At 66.1% G+C, this 23912-nt stretch carries 18 protein-coding genes; 3 read left to right on the top strand and 15 right to left on the bottom strand.

The window, feature by feature from the left end:
• Positions 1–79: 79 nt before the first annotated feature.
• A complete protein-coding gene (locus OR600_RS07940; RefSeq protein WP_265590961.1) occupies positions 80–1894 on the top strand; it encodes an elongator complex protein 3 in 1815 nt (604 codons plus the stop codon).
• A gap of 32 nt (positions 1895–1926) precedes the next feature.
• On the opposite strand, the gene OR600_RS07945 is transcribed toward OR600_RS07940, so the two are convergent.
• From OR600_RS07945 to glsA, 5 genes are all read right to left on the bottom strand, one after another.
• Complete coding sequence (locus tag OR600_RS07945) at positions 1927–2793, bottom strand: alpha/beta hydrolase (protein WP_135978247.1); 867 nt, start codon at positions 2791–2793, stop codon at positions 1927–1929.
• A 167-nt stretch (positions 2794–2960) separates the two neighbouring features.
• Entirely contained in the window at positions 2961–3185 is a 225-nt protein-coding gene (locus tag OR600_RS07950; RefSeq protein WP_135978246.1) for a hypothetical protein, read from the bottom strand.
• A gap of 182 nt (positions 3186–3367) precedes the next feature.
• Entirely contained in the window at positions 3368–4516 is a 1149-nt protein-coding gene (nagA, locus tag OR600_RS07955; protein WP_251173753.1) for an N-acetylglucosamine-6-phosphate deacetylase, read from the bottom strand.
• 61 nt (positions 4517–4577) lie between these two features.
• A complete protein-coding gene (locus OR600_RS07960) occupies positions 4578–5735 on the bottom strand; it encodes a hypothetical protein (RefSeq protein ID WP_265590962.1) in 1158 nt (385 codons plus the stop codon).
• Positions 5736–5824: 89 nt separating this feature from the next.
• Positions 5825–6703, bottom strand: coding sequence for a glutaminase A (gene glsA / locus OR600_RS07965; RefSeq protein WP_265590963.1), 879 nt, complete (start codon positions 6701–6703; stop codon positions 5825–5827).
• A gap of 4 nt (positions 6704–6707) precedes the next feature.
• On the opposite strand from glsA, the gene dcm reads away from it, so the two are divergent.
• Positions 6708–7844 carry a DNA (cytosine-5-)-methyltransferase gene (gene dcm, locus OR600_RS07970; RefSeq protein WP_265590964.1) on the top strand — a complete coding sequence of 379 codons (1137 nt, stop codon included), beginning with the start codon at positions 6708–6710 and terminating at the stop codon, positions 7842–7844.
• A gap of 2 nt (positions 7845–7846) precedes the next feature.
• Here the strand turns inward: dcm and OR600_RS07975 are convergent, their stop codons facing one another.
• Together OR600_RS07975 and OR600_RS07980 are read right to left on the bottom strand one after the other, a co-directional pair.
• Positions 7847–8344, bottom strand: coding sequence for a methylated-DNA--[protein]-cysteine S-methyltransferase (locus tag OR600_RS07975; protein ID WP_135978241.1), 498 nt, complete (start codon positions 8342–8344; stop codon positions 7847–7849).
• Positions 8341–8874, bottom strand: coding sequence for a DNA-3-methyladenine glycosylase family protein (locus tag OR600_RS07980; RefSeq protein WP_265590966.1), 534 nt, complete (start codon positions 8872–8874; stop codon positions 8341–8343). Before OR600_RS07980 ends, OR600_RS07975 begins: the two co-directional genes overlap by 4 nt.
• A 227-nt stretch (positions 8875–9101) precedes the next feature.
• Between OR600_RS07980 and OR600_RS07985 the strand changes: the two genes are divergently transcribed.
• A complete protein-coding gene (locus OR600_RS07985) occupies positions 9102–9422 on the top strand; it encodes a hypothetical protein (RefSeq protein WP_135978239.1) in 321 nt (106 codons plus the stop codon).
• A gap of 508 nt (positions 9423–9930) precedes the next feature.
• Here OR600_RS07985 and OR600_RS07990 read toward each other — a convergent pair.
• The 8 genes from OR600_RS07990 to OR600_RS08025 form a co-directional block, all read right to left on the bottom strand.
• On the bottom strand, positions 9931–10413 hold the full coding sequence (locus tag OR600_RS07990; protein WP_135978238.1) for a hypothetical protein: 483 nt from the start codon (positions 10411–10413) through the stop codon (positions 9931–9933).
• A 68-nt stretch (positions 10414–10481) separates the two neighbouring features.
• Positions 10482–12245: an ABC transporter family substrate-binding protein gene (locus tag OR600_RS07995; protein ID WP_265590967.1), complete on the bottom strand. Its 1764-nt coding sequence runs from the start codon at positions 12243–12245 to the stop codon at positions 10482–10484.
• Positions 12246–12301: 56 nt separating this feature from the next.
• Positions 12302–14272, bottom strand: a complete 1971-nt coding sequence (locus tag OR600_RS08000) for a dipeptide ABC transporter ATP-binding protein (RefSeq protein ID WP_135978236.1) — start codon at positions 14270–14272, stop codon at positions 12302–12304.
• Between the two features lie 12 nt (positions 14273–14284).
• Positions 14285–15310: an ABC transporter permease gene (locus tag OR600_RS08005; protein WP_135978235.1), complete on the bottom strand. Its 1026-nt coding sequence runs from the start codon at positions 15308–15310 to the stop codon at positions 14285–14287.
• Between the two features lie 10 nt (positions 15311–15320).
• Positions 15321–16313: an ABC transporter permease gene (locus OR600_RS08010; protein ID WP_265590968.1), complete on the bottom strand. Its 993-nt coding sequence runs from the start codon at positions 16311–16313 to the stop codon at positions 15321–15323.
• Positions 16314–16355: 42 nt separating this feature from the next.
• Positions 16356–16715: a phage integrase N-terminal SAM-like domain-containing protein gene (locus tag OR600_RS08015; RefSeq protein ID WP_204407096.1), complete on the bottom strand. Its 360-nt coding sequence runs from the start codon at positions 16713–16715 to the stop codon at positions 16356–16358.
• Between the two features lie 376 nt (positions 16716–17091).
• The gene (locus OR600_RS08020) at positions 17092–19065 is read right to left on the bottom strand and encodes a PTS sugar transporter subunit IIA (protein WP_265590969.1); all 1974 of its coding nucleotides are present in this window, start codon (positions 19063–19065) and stop codon (positions 17092–17094) included.
• 210 nt (positions 19066–19275) lie between these two features.
• Positions 19276–23658, bottom strand: a complete 4383-nt coding sequence (locus OR600_RS08025; protein ID WP_265590970.1) for a YSIRK-type signal peptide-containing protein — start codon at positions 23656–23658, stop codon at positions 19276–19278.
• Positions 23659–23912: the final 254 nt, after the last annotated feature.

Consider the following 23912-nt stretch of genomic DNA (forward strand, 5'->3'; position numbering starts at 1 on the left):
ACCAGCACCGGGACCCGGCACGCTGCCGCGGCGCCCGGTCCGGCGCCACCCCGCCCCCACCTGAGAGGAGCCGTCCGCCTTGGACCGAAGACACCCGGACGCCCCCTCCCCCGAGGCCGCCATCCTCGACCTTGCCGCCGAGCTCCGGGGCCGCGACGACCTGCCCGACGAGCGCTGGCTCCTGCGCTTCATCCGCTCCCGCAACGCCGGCGTGACCGACACCTCGCGCCACCTGAGCAAACGTCGGCTCCTCCCCTACCTCCTAGCCCGGGAGGAGGCCGACCCCGGCCACTGGGAGCGCCTGGGCGTGGACGACGTCTGCCGGGAGCGCCTGGTGAGGCTGCTGCGGGCAAAGCCCCGCCGCACGGCATCGGGTGTGGCAACGGTCACGGTGATCTGCAAGCCGTGGCCCTGCGCCGGCCGCTGCCGCTACTGCCCCTGCGACATGCGCATGCCCAAGAGCTACCTTGCCAACGAGCCGGCCTGCCAGCGGGCCGAACAGGCATTTTTCGACCCCTACCTGCAGGTTTCCGGCCGCATCGCCACGCTGCACTCCATGGGGCACCCCGTGGACAAAGTGGAGCTCATCGTGTTGGGCGGCACGTGGGACGACTACCCGCTGCCCTGGCGCCGCTGGTTTGTCGCGCGGCTTTTCGAGGCCCTGAACGATGGCTGCGGCGCGGCGGCCCAGTCCGAGCGCCAGCGACTGCGCGACCTCTACCGGGAGCGGGGCTTCTCGGCCGTCGGGGAGCGCCGGGCCGAGGAGTGCGCAGGCGTGCAGGCTCCTGTCGCTGCCGGCGAGCTCTCCTACAACGCCGCATGGAAGCGCCTCTACGGCACCGATTCGCGCTGGCGCGCCTTGGCCGAGGAGCACCGGGCCGGCTGGGACCGCGTGGAGGCGGCCCATCGAGCCAACGAGGACGCCGCCTGCCGCTGCGTGGGGCTCTCGCTGGAAACGCGGCCCGACGCGGTGAGCGAGCAGAGCCTCTATGCCATGCGCTGGCTGGGCGCCACAAAGGTGCAGCTGGGCGTGCAGAGCCTGGACGGCGACCGGCTCTTTGCCAGCGACCGCTCCGCCGACGCCGACTGCGTGGCCCGCGCCTTCTCCCTGACCCGGCGCCACGGGTTCAAGGTCCACGCCCACATGATGGCCAACCTACCCGGCGCCACGCCCGAGGCGGACAAGGCCGACTTCGCCCGCCTGATGGGCGACCGGCGCTTCCGTCCCGACGAGGTGAAGCTCTACCCCTGCACCCTCATCGCCGGCACCGCCCTGGAGCGCGACTGGCGGGCCGGGCTCTGGCGCCCCTACACCCGCGACGAGCTCATCGACGTCATGGCCGCCGACGTCGCCTCCTGCCCTCCCTACCTGCGCATCTCCCGCATGATCCGCGACTTCTCCGCCAAGGACATCGTGGCCGGCAGCCGCGAGGCCAACCTCCGCCAGGCCGTGGAGGACCGCCTCGCCGCCGAGGGGCGCCCCGTAGCCGAGATCCGCCAGCGCGAGATCGCAGGCGCCGAGCAGGACCCAGACTCGCTCTCGCTGGCCACCTTCCCCTACGCCACGGCCGACACCGAGGAGCGCTTCCTCTCGTGGCAGGCGCCGGACGGGCGCATCGCCGGGTTCTGCCGCCTGTCGCTGCCCCATGGCGGCGGGGTTGCCATGATCCGCGAGCTCCACGTATACGGCCGGGTCTCGGAGCTGGGCCAGGTGCAGCCGGGCGCCCAGCACCGCGGCCTGGGGCGTGCCCTTGTCGAGGAGGCCTGCGCCCAGGCGGCACGAGAGGGGTACGGGGCCGTGGACGTCATCAGCGCCGTGGGGACACGCCCCTACTACCGGAGGATCGGCTTCTCGGACCACGGCCTCTACCAACGGCGGCGGCTGCGGGGATAGGCCTCCCGCTGCAGGCAGGCCCCGTCTCTCCCCTACGACGCCTCGAGGTCGTCCACCACCGCTGCCACGAACTCCGCCGGCGACCGGAAGGTCGACCCCTCCTCGTCCATCAGCTCGAGGTCCCGGCCGGCCCGGTCGGTGCAGTCGTCATGGTCGATGCGCCCCTGGGCCGTCATCACCCCGTGGCGCCCGTGGGCCGTGGCCCCGAGGGGCACGAGGCCGTCGTTCTCGCCGTCGAGGTGGCGCACCACGGCCGCCACGTGGTTCCTGGGGTAGCGGCGCTGGCGGCTGCGGAACCCGAAGGAGCGGAAGGGCACGGCCTCGAGGAGGGCGCGGCGCCCCTCGTCGAGCTCGAGGTCGGCCAAGGCCCGGGCACCCTCCACGGTGAGGTCGCGCAGGGCCTGGATGGAGTCGGGGGCGCGGTCGCCCCGCAGGCGGCTCCAGCCGTTGACGAGATGCGACACCACATGGGGCAGCAAGAAGCGCGACCGGTTGAGAAGGCTGCAGAAGCGCATGCCCCGGTGGGGGCTCGAGAGCGTCGCCACCCCGCGCACCTTGGCGGCCATGCCGGGCTCGAGTAGGGCCGAGCGAACGTCGAGGCCGCCCTTGGAGTGGGCGACGAGGACCACCTGAGGGGCACCGGTCTCAGCCAGGACCTCCTCGACGGTGCGGACCAGCCTCCTGCCGTTGGAGCGCACGGAGCCCCAGGCGTCCGTGTCACCGAAGAACACCGCGTACCCGTGCTCGCGCAAGGCGTCGGGCACGCGGCCCCACAGGGGCGAGCGGTGGATGCCGCGGTCGTGGGCGGCGATGCCGTGGACGAGGACCACCGGGCAGTCGTGCCGCCCCTGCCCCACCGGGGGCCGCTCCCCCGCCGTCCGTCCGTGCTCCCGTTCCATCGCGGTCATCTCCCTCGCAACCATGGCCCACGGGGTTCGTAGCCCTGTCGGGGGCGGCGTTGCACGGCGCACAGAACCGTCAAGTGGCACCCTCGCCGCCCATGAAAAAGGCGCCGGGCCCTGGGGGTCCGGCGCCGCATGCCCATGATGAGGTCGGGGCACGGGGGTTAGTGCTTGAGCTTGTCGCCCAGGCCCTTGGCCACGTCGCCGGCCTTGTCGGCGAGGTCCTTGGCGACGTCGGCGGCCTTGTCGGCACCCTCCTTGGCGCCGTCGGCGGCCTTGCCGGCCACGTCCTTGGCGCCCTCGCCCAAGTCCTTGGCGGCGTCGGCGGCCTTCTCGGCCAGGTCCTTGGCGCCGTCGGCCACCTTGTCGGCCATCTCCTTGAAGTCCATGACAGGTCCTTTCGGTCGGAGCCCTCGGGGCTCGTGGTGGTCCGCCTGCGGCGGTCCCGGTTCTGCCTTTGGTACCCGCCGAGAAGGGCGTCTTTCGCCCCAAGGGCCCATCCATCAAAGAAGAAAAGCGCCCCGGCCGGGAAGGTCGGGGCGCCACGGTGGAACGGGGGTCCGGACGGCGCCTAGGCCTCCCAGGCCACCTCGCCGTCCACGTAGGTGGCCTCCAGATCCATGGAGGAGGTGAAGCACGCCATGTCGGCCGCGCGGCCCGGCTTGATGGAGCCGCAGACGTCGTCCACGCCCGCGCTCCTAGCCGGGTTGACGGTGGCCATGGCCACGGCCTCGGCCGGGGTGGCGAGCCCCCAGTCCACCACGTTCCTCACGCACTGGCAGAGGCCCACGATGGAACCAGCGAGGTTGCCGCCGTCCTTGAGGCGCGCCTGGCCGTCCTTGACGGTGATGGGCAGGCCCTCCATCACGTAGTCGCCCTCGGGCATGCCGCCGGCGGCCAGGCAGTCGGTGATGAGGCACACCTGGTCCTTGCCGCGGGCGCGCATGACCACGTTCACCGACACCGGGTTCACGTGGTTGCCGTCGCAGATGATCTCGTCGTAGACGCCGGGGCAGGTGAGGGCGGCGCCCACCATGCCGGGCTCGCGGTGGTGCAGCGGGCTCATGGCGTTGTAGGTGTGCACGAACACCGTGGCGCCGGCGTCCACGGCGCGACGGGCCTCCTCGTAGGTGGCGTTAGAGTGACCCAGGGCGACCACGGCGCCCATGGCCGTGGCCTTGGCCACGAACTCGGCGGCGCCGTCGTTCTCGGGGGCGAGGGCGATCTTGAAGGCCAAGCCGTCGGCGCAGTCCATCCAGTGCTCGAGCACGTGGAGGTCGGGGTTGCCCATGTAGGCGGGGTTCTGGGCGCCCTTGTACGTCTCGGAGAACCACGGTCCCTCGAGGTAGATGCCCTGGACCTTGGCACACCCGGGCTTGTTCACGTGGGCAGCGGCGATGGAACAGGCCTCGGCGATGCGCTCCGTGGGCGCCGTGAGGGTGGTGGGGAAGAAGCTCGTGCAGCCGTTGCGCACGAGGCCGGCCGCCATGGCGTCGAGACCGTCGGCGGAGAGGTCCATGACGTCGTGACCGTCGAAACCGTGGATGTGCGTGTCCACGAGGCCGGGGGCCACGAGGTCGCGCTCGTCGATGCGCTCCACGCCCGAGGGGGCGTCGGTGGAGAAGGCGCCGAAGACGCCGTCGGTGACGGTGAGGTAGCCGGGGCCGGTGGGGCCGCCGGGCAGGAAGAACGAGTTGGCGTGGATGGCGTAGGTTACCATGGGGTCTCCTTGGGTCTGGGATGCCGGACGCTGAGCGGGGCGCTGGGCCCCGCACCCCACGTTACTTCACCGAGGCCATGAGGAGCAGCACCTGGGCCGCCATGAGGTACGGCAGCGCAAGGTAGGCGGCGGGGATGGCCGCGAAGCCGTCGAAGGAGAAGGCGCGGCCGGGGTAGACGGGGGCCACGTCCTGCTGCACGGCCACGGGGGTGCAGCCGTTCTCGGCACCGTCGAGCGACTTGAGGGAGGCCACCTGGGACGCCTTCTCGTCGTCGGAGCCGCCGATGAAGGCCACGGCCAGGGCGTCGTGGGTGACGTCGCCGTCGCCGGCGGCGCTCACGAGGTCGCCGCGGGACACCTGGGGCGAGACGCCGCCGCGGCCGAGGCCGGCGAAGTTGGCGGCCTGCACCACGGCCTCGCGGGCGACGCCCTGGAAGTGGGTGCCACTGGCGAGGAAGACCAGGGAGTCGAAGGGCTCCAGCACGAGGGAGGAGAGGGCGGTCTCGCGCATGACCACCATCTCGCCCATGCGCACGGCGATCCGGGTCCAGTTGTCCTTGGCGCGCAGGTCGTCGGCGCCCAGGCAGAGATTGGCCATGAGGGTGAGGCAGGTGAAGCCGGCGAGGTCCGCAGGCTCCAGGGAGGCCTCGGCGGTGGCCCTCCCGTCGGCGGCGGAGGCGACGTCGGGGAGGGCGATCACGAGGCCGTCCTCGTCGGGTACCACGGCGCTGGCGATGCCGTCGGCCGGGTCGCAGGTGAGGCCCAGCACGAAGAGGCCCTTGACGTTGGCGCGCACCGCTGCCACGGCCTGCCCGAGCGCGGCGTCGTCGCCGCAGGAGAGGGCCACGAGCAGCACATGCTCGGCATCGCGCAGGGTGTCCTTGGGAGCGCGGGCGAGGTCCTCGGCGGCGGCGCAGAGGTAGTCGCAGCCGCCCACGCCGCTCACGGACAGGCCCTCGGCGGCCGACACAGCGGCGTCCAGGGCCGAGCCGCTGCCCGTGAGGACGACGGTCAGGGTGCCGTCCACGCCGTCCTCGGGGGTGTCTCCCCCGAGGACGCCCGCGGCGGCGCGGGCGCGGCCCACGAGGGCGTTGACGTCGGGCTCCACCTCGCGGTAGAGGTCGAGCACCTTCTCCCAGAGCTTGGGCTGGCGGCGGATCTGGGAAGCGACGGTGGGCGCGTTCTCGCGCACGAGCTGGGCGATGTCGTTCTCGAGCATGGGGTTCCTCCTCTGGGCACGGTTGACTGCAGGGCAGATACCCGGACCGCGCGGGCCCTTGTCACGGCCCACGGACACGACAGAGGCCCCTACCCTTGGAACACGTTGAGGCCCAGCTCCTCCCCCAGCGCCGCCACGGCCTCCTGGCCGCGCACGGAGTTGCCCGCCGCGTCCAGGGGCGGGGCGAAGGCTCCGATGCCCATGACGCCGGGCACCACGGCGAGGATGCCGCCGCCCACGCCGGACTTGGCCGGGATGCCGGTGCGGTAGAGCCAGTCGCCCGTGGACTGGTAGAAGCCCACGGTGCAGATGAGCGACGTGAGCTTGCGGGCGAGGTCCGCCGAGAGGACCTCCTTGCCTCCTGTCGGCGACACGCCGCCGTTGGCGATGGTGGCGGCCGCATGGGCCAGCTGCTCGGCCGTCACGGCGAGGGAGCACTGACGTGTGTAGAGGTCGAGCGAGAGGTCCACGTCGTCGTAGATGCGGCCGTAGTCCCTGAGCAGCCAGGCGATGGAGCGGTTGTCAAAGTTGGTGGCGCTCTCCGAGCGGTAGAGCTCGTCGATGAGAGAGACGGGCGACCCGCAGAGATCTTCGAAGTTCTGCAGGATGGCCGCCCATTTGGCATCGAAGTTGCCGGTCGGCTCGACGAGGGAGCAGGCCGAGATGGCCCCGGCGTTCACCAGCGGCGTTGAGGGGCTGTGGTTTTCCAGGATGATGGCCATGATGGAGTTGAAAGGAAGGCCCGTGGCATCAGCACCGATCTTCTCGCGCACGGCCTCGGGCCCCAGCTGCTTGAGGATGAGGGCGGCCGTGAAGACCTTGGATATGGACTCGACGCCAAAGGGATGGGCCGCATCGCCAAGGGAGAAGCAGGTGCCGTCGACCAGGCACACCGAGAGGCCGAACAGGGACGAGTCGATGTTGGCGAGATAGGGGATGTAGTCCCTCCCCTCGTCCGGTCCCTTCAAGACCGTGTGGGCAAACCAATGGGAGCCACCGGGAACGGAGCGGAAGCAATTTGCCTGGCGTTGCTACGAGGAGCGGTTCGGTACGGGCAGCTGCGTCAACCGGGACATCGAGCAGGTACTCAACGACCTTGAGGAAGGAAAAACCGAGATTCCCGACTTCGACATGCTTGTCGGTGGGTTTCCCTGCCAGGACTACTCCGTTGCCCGCCCAAAGAACCAAGCCTCGGGAATAGAGGGCAAGAAGGGCGTGCTCTGGTGGTCCATTTACCGGCTTCTGCATCTCAGGAAGCCCCGGTACCTCCTCCTCGAGAACGTCGACCGCCTCCTCAAAAGCCCGGGCAACCAACGTGGCCGCGATTTTGCCATCATGCTCTCGTGCCTTGCCGAAGAGGGGTACTCCGTTGAATGGCGGGTGATTAACGCCGCAGACTACGGAATGCCCCAGAAGCGCCGCCGCGTCTACATCTTTGGAGAGCTCGCCGACAGGACCTGGGACCTCCCTGACCGCGTCATGGACAGCGGTCTCTTTGCCAAAGCCTTCCCGGTTCTCCCCGCAGTGGGCGGTCGCGGGTCGTTCTCAGTGGACAAGGATCCCTATGAGGTGAGCAAGACCTTTGGAAGGGGCCTCACCGTCTCGCCATTCATGAACGCCGGGGCCATGCAGAACGGCACGGTGTTCACCGCCAAAACGTTCGCTACCTATGAGGGCAATCGAATGACCCTTGGTGACCTTCTCGTTCCTGACGCCGAGGTCCCGGCAGAGTTTTTTATCGAGGAGGACAAGATCCCCGCATGGGAAGCCGGGCGCGCTGCCAAGCGTATCGACCGTGTGTCCAAGAGCGGCCACCCCTACGTCTATACCGAGGGCTCCATGCCCTGGCCCGACCCGACGGACAAGCCCGCCCGCACCATTCTCACAAGCGAAGGTGGCAAGGGGGCCAGTCGCATGAAGCACGCTGTGCGAGGCGACTCCGGCCGCATCCGCAGGCTGGTGCCGGACGAACTCGACCAAATTCAAATGTTTCCCAAGGGTTGGACCAACACCGGGATGACAGACGGGCATCGAGCCTTCTGCATGGGGAATGCGCTCGTGGTGGGTATCCCGCACCGTCTGGGCGAGGAGCTGGCAAAGCGGCTGTAGCCCTACTCCCTCTCCAACGCCAGCAGCGCCGCTTTGCGCTCGATGCCTCCTGCATAGCCCGTGAGCTCTCCCCCAACGCCCACCACACGATGGCACGGCATCATGAGTGAGACAGGGTTGTGTCCCACGGCGGCACCGACCGCCTGGGCGCTCATCCGCTCGATACCGCGCTCCTCGGCCAGCTGTCGCGCAATCTGCCCATAGGTCACGGTCTGTCCATAGGGAATGGTTTGCAGGATTTCCCACACGCGCCGACGGAAGGGCGTACCCTCCAGCCTGAGTTTAGGCACAGGGCCCGGCTCTTCCCCGGTAAAATAAGCATCGAGCCAGCTGTCTGCCTGAGCAAAGACGGGCAGGGTCTCCTCCTCCCTCGCCGCCTCATCTGCCCCCTTGGCCGCAGCTTCCTCTTGGTCCGCAAACCACAGGCCGCACAGCGCCTCGCCGTCGCTCTCCATGCATACGGTTCCCAGCGGAGACTCGTACCTGTGCCCATAAATCATGATGCACCCCTTTCTGCACGCCCGCTCTTGACTGCCGCCGACACGGCCGGATCGGACAGCCCTGGCACTTCCCCTCCGGCCACAGCCCAGAGATACAAGCTGGCCACGCTCCCGTAGGGGCTGAAGCGACGCCTATACCGCTCGAACCTCTCCGGTCCCACCTCACGATGCCGATACACCATGCAAATGCCCCGATGAATGGCCAGGTCTCCGTAGCTGAACACATCTGGACGCTGCAGGCAGAACAGCAAGATCATCTCGGCCGTCCACACCCCTACGCCCTTGAGGGAGCTAAGGGCCGCCACGGCATCGCCGTCTTCCATGGCGCTCACTGCATCGATGTCAAACGACCCATCACGCACACGGCGGGCGAAGTCCGTGATATAAGACACCTTGCGCCCGGAGAGGCCAAGCCCCCGCAAGCGCTCTTCGCCCGCACCGAGAACGGTTGCCGCGCTCACGACGCCGAGGTTCTCGCGCACCCGCCGCCACACCGTTGCCTGCGCCTTGGTGGAAATCTGCTGGCCCACAATATGGTGAACCACTGCAGCGAAAAAGGTCTGGATCGACCTCCCGACGCACAATCCCCACCTGGTCTATGACGCGGCCAAGCCGCTTGTCCCGTTTGCGAAGGTAGTTTATCTCCTGCTCACCATAGGCAAAGCACATGACTCCCTCCTTTTGTGGTTAGTATAGAACATCTGTTCTGTATATACTAGGGGGGTTTCGGAGCAGGCGAGGAGAGGAGGTGGTCACCATGACAAGGAAGAAGCGCAAGCCCATCCCTGTGGGCACCATCAGTGCCCTGGACGTCACGCGGGCCCACATGCCCAAGCACAACGGCTGGGTGTGCCGCGGCGGCCCCCATGGGGACACGGCGTACAACCGCCGCAAGGAGAAGGCAAAGCTCAAACGCATCCTTAACGAGGAGGGCGGCCACGGTCGCCCTCCTTTTTTGACGCTTCCAAGCAATGGGGCTCCTTGCGACAAGCGGAAAGCCGCCGCAAGGAGCCCCAAATGCGCGATGGCGGGTAGCGTTGGCACGAAGGCCCTCGGATGCGCGACCGTTGAGGCGTGAAGGGGTCTCGATGCGCGGTTTTGGCCCCTTGTCGACAAGAAGTCGCGCATCGGGGGCGGTTCGCGGCGTGGCCATCGCGCATTGGAGGCCGTTAGCGCAAAGGGCGACGGATGCGCGGCCAAACCTGGCGCAAAGGGCCTCCAATGCACGATTTGGGGGCCTTCTCGCGCATTGGAGGCCTTTAGTGCCAGGAAAGTCGCGCATCGGGGGCGGTTCGCGCCAAGGGGCGGCCGGATCACGCACCCAGCGCGTTTCAGGTCGAGAGAATCGCACACTCGACGCCCTTCGCGCCACACCGCGCCTCTCCCGCCCGCCCCTTTCCGCCTGAAAGCGATTGAGGGCGCCCTCAATCGCTTTCAGGCGCAGAGAGGGGTCACGCTGGGACCGCAGGTGGGGAGAGGCCCGCAGCCGGCCTATCGCCCGCAGCCGGCCCGTCGCCCGCCGCCGCATGCAAAAGGGGAGGCAGCCGCAGCCGCCTCCCCTGCACAACCGCACGACCCGCGAGCCCTCAGGCCTCGTAGGCGATGGAGTCTCCCGCCCACTCGTCGAGCTTTCCGATGGCGTTGCAAATCACGTCGAAAGGCTCGTCGCTGGCGCACGACGCCCGCGCAACGTCAACCTCCTCCTGCGGAACCTCCCCGGTAAAGCAGCGCTCCGCGTAGAAGCCGCAGCGCATGATGGTCTTGACGGCCCCGGAAACGTCGTTTCGCATGGAAAGAGGCAGCCCTTTCTGCTCCACCAAGTGCTCCGCGATAAAGTCGCACGACGCGGTGTAGCTCTCGTCCCAGTTGAGGTTGCCGTTTTCCCGGGCCTCGGTGCGCAAGAGCTCCACCTGGCGCAGAAGCTCGCCCTGCAGGGCGCTGGAGCGGCCCCTCTCGGGCACGTACTCCTTCCAAATCCTGTCGCAGGAGTCCAGATAGGGAAACTTGACCCCGGTCGGCTCCGGCTCATCGGGATGAATCAGCTCCCAGATAGTGTCTATGAGGCTCACGAAGGAACTCCTCTCAAGCAAAGCCCCCGCGCGGGGCGCCCAGCTGCCGGGCGCCCCGCGCGAGCCGGTCAGTTCTCCTTCTGCCAGCCGATGTTCTGCGGCAGCAGCGTTTGGAGCAGGCAAGGGCCGTAGTTGGCGAGCCCCTTCTTCACCACCACGCCATCCGGGCCGTTCTGGTTGGGGACGATGGCGTAGAGCTCGAGGGCCTTCTTCTCGGCCTCGTTGCACAGCTCGACCTGCTTCTTGTTGTCGGACTCGCCGAGGACCTGGTTGAACAGCTTGTCCGCCTCGGGGCTGCCAGCATGGGTGAAGTTGGACGGTGAGTCGGAGCCGTACAGCTGGTAGCCAAAATCGTAGCCCGTGGGAGAGCCGCCCCAGCGGATGCCGATCATGTCAAAGTCGCCGCTGTTCACCACCTTGGAGAAATCAGAGGCCGGGTGGGTCTTGATGTCGATCTTGATGCCGGCATCCTTGGCCATCTTCTGCACGGCGGCATCCAGGCTCTTGCCCGTGGCGGAGTCGCCAAAGGAGTCCAAGGAGAAGGCCGCCTGCACACCGTCCTTGGCGTAGTAGTCGCCGTCCAAGGCGTAGCCGGCGTCCTCGAGGGTCTTGCGCGCGGCCTTGGCACGGTCCTCGGAAGAGGCGCCGTCGAGCTTCTTGACGTCGTCGGGCAGGTTGTTCTCGTAGCCGGCCTGCCACGGGTACATGACGATGGAGCCGAGCCTGTCCTCATCCCAGCTCACGCCCTTGTAGGAGATGGAGAGGTCGATCTTGGGGTCGAAGCACTGGCAGAAGGCCTTGCGCACGACGATGTCCTGCAGGGCGCCGCGGGTAGTGTTCAGCTCGTAGCAGGCCAAAGAGTCAGCGAAGGCACGGCGAATCTCGGCGTCCTCCATGGTGCTGTAGTTCTGCAACTGCTCCAGATAAGCAGCGGCAGCGGCATCCGTCTCCCCGTTCTTGAAGGCGTTGATGGCCGCCTGGGCGTCCATCTGCTTGTAGGTGACCTCGTCGAGCTTGGGAGAGTCGCCCCACCACTGGGGGTTGGGCTTGAAGGTCACATGGGCATCGTCAAAGGAGTCCACCACGAAGGGGCCTGCCTGCCACTCGTTGTGGGGGTTGTTGACCCACCCCTTGGTATACACCTCGGGATCCTGGTTGGCAGGGTGCATGACGTCGATGAATGCCTGGGGCGGGTAGGCGGGAGTGGAGAAGGTGATCACCACCTCGTGGTCGCCGGCGCCCTTCTCCACGCTCTCGATGAGCTCCACGCCGTCGGTGGAGGCGGGCGTGAAGCGCTCGTCCTTGCCGTTGCCCGTCATCCACGCGGTCTTGAAGGCCTCCACGTCCATGGGGGTGCCGTCGTTAAAGACCGCCTTGGGGTTCACCTTGATGGTGACGACCTCCTTGCCCGACTCCTCGGAGACGTCGCACGACTCCACATAGTCGGGGTTGGGCTTGATCTCCGAGCCATCGGGGGACCAGAGCCATAGAAGTGGGGCCATCTTGTTCCACAGGGTGCTCATATAGGCGGTGTTGCCGTTCACGCTGGCCTTGTTCCAGTCGGGGCCGATCTCGGAGATGGCCAAGGTGAGCGTGCCGCCGTCCTTGATGTTGTCGCGGGGCTGCTCGTTGATGTAGACCTTGCCCTTCTCGGGCAGGGGCAGCTTGTCCGCGGGGGTGGTGGCGGGCACGCCCGCCGAGGACTCGCTGTTGCCCGAGCCGTTGCCGCCGCCGGCCGCGTTGCAGCCCACGAGGCCTGCACCGGCAGCCGCAGCCCCTGCCGACCCGGCCAGGGCCACAAAGGCCCTGCGCGATATGTTGTTGGTGTCCATAGGCTTCTCCTTTGCTGTCAACGGGGCTGCCACGCAACCCCGAGATGCCACGTCTGTCAGGCCCCGCCGTCCTGGCCGCGCCCGGGGCGCCTCGCGGGAACGAGGCGGTTTCCAACGAGCACCAGGCGCTCGCGGGTACGCTCCACGGCGGGGTCGGGAATGGGAATGGCCGAAATGAGGGCCTTGGTATAGGGGTCTTTGGGATGGTCGAACACCTCGTCGGTGTCGCCCTGCTCGACGATGCGCCCGTTGTGCATCACGGCCACGGTGTCGGAGATATGGCGGATCACCGCCAGGTCGTGGGCCACAAAGAGGTACGAGAGCTTGAGCTGGGCCTGGAGGTCTTCCAAGAGGTTGATGATGCCCGCTTGGATGGAGACGTCCAGAGAGGCGATGGGCTCGTCGAGGAGCAGCACCTTGGGGCTCGTGGCCAAGGCGCGGGCGATGGCGATGCGCTGGCGCTGGCCGCCCGAGAACTGGGTGGGGAAACGGTCCACGTAGTCGGGGTTGATACCCACAAGGCCCATGAGCTCACCGATGCGCCGGTTGATGTCGTGGGAGCTCCACCCCTGGGCCTTCAGCGGCTCCGCGAGCACGCTGTAGATGGGCATGCGCGGGTCGAGGGAGCTCATGGGATCCTGGAAGATGATCTGCAGGTCGCGGCGCACGGCAAGGCGCTCGCGGCGCCCCTTGAGCGCGGAGATGTCATGGCCGAGCACCTCGATGGAACCATGCTCGGGGGCCACAAGGTCCATGATCTGCATGAGGGTGGTCGACTTGCCCGAGCCCGACTCCCCCACCAAGGCCAGGGTCTCGCCCTCGTGGATCTTGAAGGAGACATGGTCCACGGCGCGCACGGTGTCGCTCCCCCGCCGGAGCAGCCCCTTGCCCTGGGCCTGGTAGGTCTTCACGAGGTCGTGCACGGCCAAGGTGACGGGGCGCTCGTCGCGGGGCATGTCGGCCCATTTGGCGGGCAGCGGATCAAGCTCGGGGTACACGTCCTCAAAGGTGAGGCCCTCGCTCACCACCCGCTCCAGCTCGTCGCAGGCGGCCAGATGGGGCCGCGCGTCGGGAACGGCCTCCAAGGCCGGCTCCACCTCGTGGCAGCGCTCCGTTGCCATGGGGCAGCGCGGCGAGAAGGGGCAGCCCGAGGGGATGGCCGCCAAAGACGGGGGCGCGCCCTTGATGGGGACGAGCCGGTGGTTGGCCGCCTCGTGGGGCTTGGGCACCGCGCCCAGAAGGCCCATGGTGTAGGGCTGCACCGGATGGGAAAAGAGCGTGTCCACGTCGGTGCGCTCCACGATGCGCCCGGCGTACATCACGCAGACGTCGTCTGCAGTGCCGGCCACCACGGCCAAATCGTGGGTGATGAGCACCACGGCGGCGCCGGTCTTTTCCTGGGCCATGGCGAGCACGTCCAGGATCTGGGCCTGGATGGTCACGTCGAGGGCCGTGGTGGGCTCGTCGGCGATGATGATGTCGGGGTCGTTGGCCATAGCCATGGCGATGACCACGCGTTGCCGCATGCCGCCGGAGAACTCGTGGGGGTAGGAGTCGAGCCGCTTCTCGGGCTCGGGGATGCCCACCATGCCCAAGAGCTCCACCGAGCGGGCGCGGACCGAGGCGGCGTCCATGGACGGGTTGTGCACGAGCAGCGCCTCGGCCACCTGGTCGCCGATGGTGAGCATGGGCGTGAGGGCAGAGAGCGGGTCTTGAAAGACCATGGCGATGCGCTTGCCGCGATAGGCCGATAGCCCCTCGTCGCTCTTGCCCACCAGCTCCTCTCCGTCGAGCGTCACCGAGCCGGAGACCCTGGCGTTGTCGTCGAGCAGCCCTATGAGGGAGAGGGCGCACACCGACTTGCCCGAACCCGACTCGCCCACGATGGCGAGCGTGCGCCCGCGGTAAATGTCGAGGTCCACGCCACGTACGGCGTCCACACGGCCGGCCTCGGTGGCGAAAGAGACCTTGAGGCCGCGCACCTGCATCACGGGGGCCACGGCGCCCTTCTGCGTGTTGTTGCTCATGCCTGCCGCCCCTCAGCTCTGAAGCTCGTGCTCGAGCTCGATTTGTTCGGACTCCTCCTCGGCCACGGTGCCGGCGGCCCTGGAGTAGGGGTCGATGGCGTCGCGCAGGCCGTCGCCCACCAGCTGCATGGAGACGCACAGCACGATCAAGACGAGGGAGGGGATGAGGATCGCCCACGGGGTGGTGAGCATGGTGGAGGAGCCCTGGCTCAGCAGGTAGCCCAGCGAGGTGTCGGGTGCCTGGATGCCCAGGCCGAGGAATGAGAAGGCGGTCTCGGAGTTGATGCCGCCGATGACCCCGAGCACCGTGTCGAGCACCAGGATGGAGCCGAGGTTTGGGATGAGATGGCGCACGATGACGAGCAGCGGCGGCACGCCCATGTAGCGCGCGGCCCGCACGTAGTCGCGCTCGCGCAGGGAGAGGGCCATGGTGCGCAGCGTACGGGCGTAGCCGATCCACCCAAAGGCGGTGAGGCCCACGATGAGCATAATCCAGCCGGTGTTGGCTCCGGCCGCGCGCACGATCATGGCCACGAGCAGAAAGCTCGGGATGATGAGCAGCATGTCGAGGATCCACATGCCCACCTTTTCGGCCATGCCGCGGGAATAGGCGATGGACGTGCCCACCACGGCGGCGATCACCGTAGTGAGAACCGTGTAGACCACGCCGATGGTGAGGGAGCGGCCCAGGCCGTGCACCACGCAGGCAAACAGGTCGAGGCCGCCGCCGTCGGTGCCAAAGAGGTGGCCATCGGTAAAGGGCGGAAGCGACAGGGCCGCAAAATCGGGCTCCGTGTAGTCGTAGGGGCTCAAAAAGGGGCCCACAACGGCCAAGAGTACCAGCAAGAAGAAGATCACAAGGCCCGCAACGGCCGAAGGCTGGCGAAAGAAGCGCCGCAGCACGAGCGACGCATAGCCTATGTGGCGCACCTGGCCGGTGCCCCCGCGGGCGTCGGCCATGAGCTCGAGCTCTGCGTTGGTGACATGGCGAGGCTCCGACGGCGGGGTTTTCGTGCCGTCCTTCTCGTCGATATCCATGGGACTCCCCTCAGCTCATCTTGATGCGCGGGTCGAGCGCGGCGGCGAACAGGTCTGCGAGCAAGGCGCCCACGAGCGTGCAGACGCCTCCGAACGCCGCTACGGCCACCACGCCGTTGATGTCGTTGCCGTTGACGGCGTTGATGAAGTACTCGCCCATGCCATGGATGCCAAAGACCTTCTCGGTCATCACGGCACCCGTGAACACCGAGGCGATGGAGAAGGCCACCGAGACGGCCGTGGGAATCAAGGAGGCGCGTAGGGCATGGCGCCTCACCGCCTGACGGCGGGTGAGACCCTTGGCCCGGGCCGTGCGGACGTAGTCGGCGTGCATCTCGTCGAGCAGGTAGGTGCGCTGCCCCAGGTGGTAGCCCACGGCGCCGAGCACCGTGAGGACCAGCGTGGGCAAGAAGATGTGCTGCACGAGGTCCACGAGCCACAGCAACGGGTTGCCCCCGTCGTAGGACGACATGTCGGTGACAAAGAAGATGCGGGCGCCCACCAGCTGGTTTATCTCAATGGCCACAAAGACCACCAAGATGGCGAAGACGACGGTGGGAATCACCATGAGCACCGAGGCAAAGGCGCCCGTCACGCGGTCCTGCCAAGCGTACTGGCGCTGCGCCGTATAGACGCCCAGGGCCACGCCGATAAGCACCGAGAGCACCGTGGAGGCTATGAGCAGCTGGGCGGAGACGACCATGCGCACCGAGATGATCCGGCCCACGGAGTCGCCGGTGGGGGTGATGCCCAAGTCGCCCCGCGTGACCACCCCTTCGGCCCAGCGAAGATAGCGCTCCACCACGGGCGTCTTGTCGTTGAGGTTGGCCTCGTCAAGGGAGCGCTCGATGGACTCCTGGGGGGGGCGCGGCGTTTTGGACTCATAGTTTGACCTCGGGTTGAGAAAGGCCGAGGCCAAAAAATACGTGAGCGACGTGGCCACAACGATCATGACCGCGTAGCCGGCCACACGCTTGAGAACATACAAAAGGAAACTCGACATAGACCATCCCATGAACGTGCCTGCACTGCCTGCGGCGAAACCCTAGACAAACATGGCGCTCGGGTCCTCGTCCCCCCCAGTCTCAATGAGGTGAATCGCCATCTGGAGCTGCAGCCACCGCAGGAAGACCCTCACGTTGCAGCGGTACTCGCGAATTGTGAGCTTGGACATCGATCGGTCGAGCATGCCAACGAAACGGTCGGCGTCCTCGGGCGTGGCAACGAGCGGATCGACGTGCTCCGTTCGGCACCACGTGAGGAAGCGCCTCACCGCCGTGCACTTTGACCGAACGGTGCCGGATGCGTAACGCCCGGAAGTCGTCTCCATATAGGCGTTGAGAATGCCGTCGCAGAGCTCTCGTTGGGCAGTGCAGCTGGCAAGTGTCGCGCTTGGTGTTGACATCTCTGGCTCCTTTTCACGAGGCCCCGCCGGTCGCGCTCGAGAAGAAGACAATGGAAACGACACAGCAGGTGAAGCAAGGAATGGGCCCGAACACGACCGACGGGGGTCTGCGCGCAATGCCGACCGTGACTGCGCGCGCAGCCTATGATGGCCCCCTGCCGCCCCGAATTGCCCGTTGAACCAAGCAATGAACTGCCGCCTTATTCGGCAAACTAAGGCTATTGATCAGAGTCAGACAAAAGGCGCCCTCTCTGCGCAGGACAGGGAGGGCGTGACATGGCGTTTAGGCGTTCTTGTTGTGAAGGGACATGGCCGATTCAGGCACCCCTGCCAAAACTTTTGGTTGCCAGCCAATTCAGCAAAAGAAAGCAAGACCTCAACGGGCCGCCCACTGAGGGAAACCGGTGCCCCCAAAGCGCCGCTCCTGGCCGCGGGCCTTCTGTGGGGAGTCGGCCTCCACCACAAGGCGAGTGCTGTCCAGCCCGGACAGCGCCTGCAGGCGCGCATCGTGGTCGCGAGCCTCCTTGAGCACGGAGACGGCGTCGCGCCGGTCTGCCAGACGGCACACCGAGCCCAGCAGCATTGCGGCCTCCCTGGCCGGCGCGCTCCTCGAGAGCACCAGGGCAAAGACGGCGTTCACCTGATGTGCCCCCCATGAGACAGGCTCTGGGAGCAGGACGCAGGCCAGCGAGGTCTGATGGACGGTCGCGCGGGGCGCATAGACGCACGCCACGCCGTTGCCGTAGTACATCCGCTCCTCGCCCTGGGTATCGAGCAGGCTCATGCAGAGCGCGGGGTCCCTGTCCACCAGGTCCAAAAGGGCGAGAAGGTCGCACAGGGCGCCGTGGGCGTTGGTGGCTTTGCACGCGCCGTCGAAACGCTGCTTGGGAAAGACCTTGGCCAGCATGCCGTAGCTGGCAATGGAGCGCTTTGCCCGACGCACGCACAAAAGGTCGTCGTCGCTCATGTAATGGCCCACCCTGATGACGGGTACCGGCATCGAGGGATTGCGCTCCTCGGTGGAAAGGATGTAGGAGAGGCGGGAAAGGTCGCAGTTCTTGAGGCGGCCGTCAGCCCATCCCGAGAAGCAGGTCACCTCGCTGCCAAGCTCCGAAGCGATCCTGTCGGCCAAAAAGTCGCGGGACGCCTCCCCCAGAGAGGAGACGAGCCCCACCGGGGTCGGCCCGGTGCTATGGGACCGCCGGGCCAGGGCCCGGGCAAAAATAAAGGCGATGCTCCCGCACTCGCCATCGGGGATCTCCCGGCCGGAACGCGACTCGATGATCCGGCAGGTCTCGTTTGCAAGGACGTAGGAGAAAGGGAGGAACTCGCGCACCCCCTTGATCGGCTCGAGCCGGGCAGGGGTCTTGTACAGCATGCGCAAGAAGAGGAGGCGCAGGTGGTTTGCCGCCACCTCGTGAAGCCCCTCGTCGCTTGAGAGGTCGCACCTGAAGGTTCTGTCCAGGCTCTCTATGAGCTGGGTGGCCAAAACGTCGGTGGTACCTCCCATGGGCTCGTCGAGGTCGCACCAAAAGGCCAGGTGCATAACTACGAAGGCGCACTCGTTGAGGTCGACGGTGTGGCTGAGCACGCTCCTGATGGTGGAGCGCAGCGCGGAGCTCATCGTCGTGAAGCGAGGAAGCGTGAGAAAGCGGCCGAGTTCTTTGGGAAGCTCCAGGGAAGGCTCGAGGCCCGAGCGAAGGATCACGAGGGAGAGGCTCAGGATGAAGTCCCTGCGCGCCACTTCGGAGGCGGCGATGCCCACCACGCGAAAGAATGCGTCGGCGCAGGCGTTCAAGGGCCTGGAGTCGAGGCCCACGATGTTGAGGTAGCGTTCGAGGCCGCAGCGGGAGGCCACGGCGGCGCTCTCCAGACAGAGCCGCTTGCTGAACTCCGGCCCCTCGATACGAGAGCCTTTCGCGGAGTTCCTCGCCAAGCGAAGCCCAAATTCCGAGCAGACAGCCGCCACGTCCTTGAGCAGGGCCGTTATCGTCGAACTTGAGACGAACAGCTCCGAGCGGATGTCTTTTGACTTGACCCACCGGCCGTCGCCCATGAGCTTGGCCAGCGCATAGAGCAGGCGGCTCTCCGAGTCTTGGTACACGCCGGGCTCGCCGCGCTTCGCCTGTTCCAACCTCCGCTCAAAAGCGGCGGGGTTGGAACAGCTCACCTGGTAGTCCCCACCGCGACGCTTACTCACCTTGGCAATGCCCGCAAACTCCGCATTGGCTGCCTTCACATAGGTGCGCACCGTACGCTCGCATACATCCATATACTCCATAACAGCCGTCATGGAGGCTCCGTCGCGACGGTAGATGTATTCCATAAATGAAGAGATTGTTTGGTCCACAGCGACCTCTCCTTTTTCCTCGAAGCAACTTACAGCCGCGGCAGAGTGCCGGAATAGTTCACAATTGCTACCTACCACTCGAGTAGGAGTTCAAACCTGAATTCCTATGCATGAATTCGTACTTTTTATGAAAAAGCGGGAGGCATTTCAGAGAAATGCCTCCCGCTTCGCTAGCTCATATCCACAACCGCCTCAAGGAAGACCTAACTCTTACTCCCCGTCGTTGTGGTTGCGGCGCCTGAAGACCAGTGCCACGGCACCGGCCACAGCGGCTCCCGCGCTTCCGAGGATGCCCGCGATGGCGCCGGCATCACCAAGCTTGGGAAGGAAGCCACCCGCAGAGAACACGGTCTTGGAAGGAGCACCGTTCGTACCACCGTTGTCGCCGTTCCCGTTGGAACTGTTGCCCTGGGACGGCGCCTCGGGCTTCGCGTTCTCAGGCTTTGAGTTGGGATCCTTGGGGTCGGTTCCCGCCTGGTTCTCCTGATCGTCGGTGAAGCCGTCGTTGTCGTCGTCGGGGTCGGTGACGTCGGGGGTGCCGTCGCCGTCGGTGTCGCGCTGGACGGTGATCGTGAACTCCTTGTCCTCGGTGGAGCCGTCCGGGTAGGTCACGGTCACCGTGCCGGTGAGGGTGCGCTCCTCCTCGTCCTTGCCCCAGTCGTCGATGGTGGGCGTGCCGGTGATAACGCCCTTGTCCTCGTCGTAGGTGAGGCCGTCGGGACCCTTGAGGTCGATCTTGTCCTTGTCGCCCTTGGTGACAGGCATATCCTTGATCGGGTCGCCATCCTTGATGGTTTGGTCACCGTTGCCGAGGGTGAAGTCCACCGGCTTGGAGCTGGGGTCCTTGGGGTCGGTGCCATGCTTGATCTCGTCCTCGTCGCTCACACCATCGTTGTCGTCATCCGGGTCGGTGACGTCGGGGATGCCGTCATTGTCGGTGTCGCGCAGGACGGTAAAGACCACGTCAGCGGACTTCTTCTCGGAGCCGTACTTGACCACGCCGGGAACCGTGACCTCGCGCTGCTCCTCGGTCTTGCCCCAATCGTTCACGATGGCGTGACCCTTGGTGTTGCCCTCACTGTCAACGGAGCAGCCGGCGTCGGTGTTGAAGAGGATCTCGGCGTCCTTCTTGTTGGGCGTCACCACCTTCTCAGGCTTGAGATCCTGGTCCTCGATCACGGGAGAAGGCTTCTTGACCTCGACATCGAGAGCCGCAGGCTTGGAGTTGGGGTCCTTGGGGTCGGTCCCCTCCTTCTTCTCGTCCTCGTCCGTCACGCCATCGTTGTCGTCGTCGGGGTCGGTGACGTCGGGGATGCCGTCGCCGTCGGTGTCGCGCAGGACGGTGACCTTGACCACGACGTCCTTAGACTCGGTGCCGTTGGTCACCTTGACGGGGAGCTCCACCTCGCGCTGCTCCTCGTCCTTGCCCCAGTCGTCGATGGTGGGCGTGCCGGTGAGCTTCCCCTGGGGGTTGACGGCCATGCCGAAGGCAATGGTGCCCTTGATGGTGGAGCCCTCCTTGTTGGGAGTCACCACCGTGACAGGGGTGATGCCCTTGCCCTCAAGCTGGGGCGTCGGGTTCTTCACGGCAACGTCGAGGGCGGCGGGCGCCTGAGGCTTGGAGTTGGGGTCCTTGGGGTCGGTCCCGGCCTTCTTCTCGTCCTCGTCAGTGAAACCGTCGTTGTCGTCGTCGGGGTCGGTGACGTCGGGGATGCCGTCGCCGTCGGTGTCGCGCTGGACGGTGACGTTCACCACGACGTCCTTGGTCTCACCGCCGTTGGTCACCCTGACGGGGACCTGGACGGTGCGCTCCTCCTCGGTGGCGCCCCAGTCGGTGATGGACGGGGTGCCCACAACCTGACCCTGGCCGTCCACGAGAATGCCGTTGGTCTGGGTGGAGGTAATCACAGAACCAGGACGGTTGGGCTCCACGGCCTTGACCGGGGTGATGGCCTCACCTTCCAGCTGGGGGCCGGGGGCGGTCACCGTGGCGTCCAGGGCGGCCTGGGGGCGCTTGACCGTGACGGGGACCTCGACCTGCTTGGTCTCGGAGCCGTTGGTGACGGTGACGGGGAGCTTGACCACGCGCTCGGTCTCGCCGTCCTTCCAGTCGTCGATGGTGGGCGTGCCGGTGAGCTCGCCCTGGGGGTTGACGGCCATGCCGGCAACGACGTCGCCCCTGATGGTGGAGCCGGGCTTGTTGGGCTCCACGACCTTGGTGCCGGCCGGGACGGCCTGGCCCTCGGTCTGGGGGCCGGGGGCGGTCACCGTGGCGTCCAGGGCGGCCTGGGGGCGCTTGACCGTGACGGGGACCTCGACCCGCTTGGTCTCGGAGCCGTTGGTGACGGTGACGGGGAGCTTGACCACGCGCTCGGTCTCGCCGTCCTTCCAGTCGTCGATGGTGGGCGTGCCGGTGAGCTCGCCCTGGGGGTTGACGGCCATGCCGGCAACGACGTCGCCCCTGATGGTGGAGCCGGGCTTGTTGGGCTCCACGACCTTGGTGCCGGCCGGGACGGCCTGGCCCTCGGTCTGGGGGCCGGGGGCGGTCACCGTGGCGTCCAGGGCAGTAGGAGCGTCGGCAACCACGTGAATGACCTCGCCGGGAACCGGGTTGGGATCGTCGGCGCTGCGGTACACCACAAGCTGATAGTCGCCAGGGGCAAGCTTATGGGTATCGGGAATGACAAGCTCGGCCGGGATCTTACCGAGAAGATCGGCGTGGTCAATGCCAGCATTGATGGCGTCGGAGTTGTACTCCTTGTCGGGAACGCCCAAGCTGTCGCCGGTAGCGGTGGCATCGAACTTCTTGGTGGCCGCATCGTAGGGGCGCAGGGCCAAGATGAGCTTGGTGTCAGAATTGGACACCTGCTGAACAGAGTTGGGGTCCACAACGCCCGTGCTCGAATCGCAGGCGGCCGAAGGCTCCTTGGTCAGAAAGACAGCATGGGAGCCGGCAACGGAGGAGTTCCTGTCCCCGCCATTGAGGTAGAGCGTGGTCTCGCCGGGCTTTGTGGCAGCAGGGTCGTAGTCGGCGGGGGGAATCAACGGGCCCACACCCACCTTGAAGCTCTTGGGGTCCACAGGGCCGGTCTGGTCGAGGGTGAGCTCGTCACCATCAGAGCGGCCGTCGCCATCAGTGTCATAGAGGGCGGGGTTGGTCCCCATGTTGTTCTCGGAGAAGTCGGGGATGCCGTCGCCGTCTGAGTCGGTAAGGTCGATGAAGGCGTTGGCGTAGGAGCCCTTGATCATCTTGGTGGGATCGCCGTTGTCGTTGCCACCCACGAGCATGCCGCCACCGATGAAGGAGTCGGGGAAGTCGGCCTCAAGCCAAGAGTCAACGTTGAGCTGCGAGCCGTTCTTCTTCACGTACTCGGCAAGGTCGCGCACGAACTGGGCCGAGTCAATGTCGTCCTTGAGCGTGTAGGAGATGGTGTAGTTGCGCGACTGGCCAAGGGTGCCCCAAAAGACCTTGTTGTCGAGGTTTGTCCTGGCCTCCTTGAAGCGCTCCTTAGCGGCATTCTTATCGCCATTGGACGAGGTGTCGATGTCGGCGATGGAGACGGCCGGCGTGCGCGAGGAGTCCACGAGGCCGGAGTCGTCGACGTTGAGGTCGATCCACTCGTTGTCGCCGGTGTAGTTGCCGAGCTTGTCAGAAACGCCCAGCTTCACGTCGTTGACCTTGATGTACTTGAGCAGCTCGGCCGGGACGCGCTCCTTGACGTAGAGCAGCCACGAGTAGTTGGATTGGAGGAAGTTCTGGTCGGGCTTGAAGGTGTGAACGGAGCGGATGGTGCGCGTCTTCTGATCGAATATGATGTTCTGGATCATCTCGCCGTTGCAGAAGTTACGGCCAAGACCGCTGTAGTACTGGTCGTCCGGCAAAATCTTATCGTTGTTCTTCAAGATGAAGCCGTTGGAAGAGCCGTTGGGATCGATAAGACCCTCGTCGGTGAGCCAGACGGAGCCAAAGTTGACCGGCGTGTCGGCGAGGCCGAGGCTGTCCAAGGTCTGGCCGTCCTTCAGCGTGATGACGATGTCGTGGTTGGTGACAATGCCGATCTTGGCGTAATCGAACGGGTTGGGATTGGCAATGCCGATGGACCAAAGCTTTCCAGGCTGCACCTCCTTGCCGTCCACGTTGGTGACCTTGTTCATCGGCTTACCCGCAGCGGAGATGCTGGCGACCTCGTTGTAGAAGTCAGGGTTGTCGAAGTAGAGCAGATACTGGCCGGAGAGCTGGATAGAGTCGTCGTGGCCCCAGCCCGTGGCGAGCTTGGCCCACTTGGCCTCGTTGAGCACGATGTTGCCCTTGTCGTCCACGCTCTTATACTCGAGGCCGGCGTAGCGAAGGCTCGGGTTCTCCTCGACGCCCTTGGCGGCGAACGGCAAGTTCGGGTCGATGGAACGGGTGGCGATGGCCGGCTGGGACTCAGCCGCAACTGCCGCCACGGGCGACACCAGCATCATGGTGCCGCCCAGCATGCAGGAGACCAGGCCCACCGAGAGCTTACGGAGCCCGTAGCGCGGAACCCGCTCTACCTTTACTCCCCGCTTGTTGACCGGAGGCCCGGCCGAGACGTTCTTGTGGTCCATTGAACGACCCCCCCCCGTGCGGTTTTTCGGGTCCGCACGCGTAGTTGGTGAATGGTTTCTCGACCACAATAGAGATTGTTCTCTTAACTCCTAGCCCAATCGTTAACTGTAGATTTCCATCTTTACAGGCAAGGGAACAAGATAGCTGTTTTCACGAATAATTGCAGGTAAATAGCTATGATTGTATTTGCCAACAAAGTTGGCTGTTTTTCATTATGGTTTAGTATATTTATAATAGCGAACAGCGATTTACC

This window comes from Granulimonas faecalis, assembly GCF_022834715.1.
Classification (GTDB): domain Bacteria; phylum Actinomycetota; class Coriobacteriia; order Coriobacteriales; family Atopobiaceae; genus Granulimonas; species Granulimonas faecalis.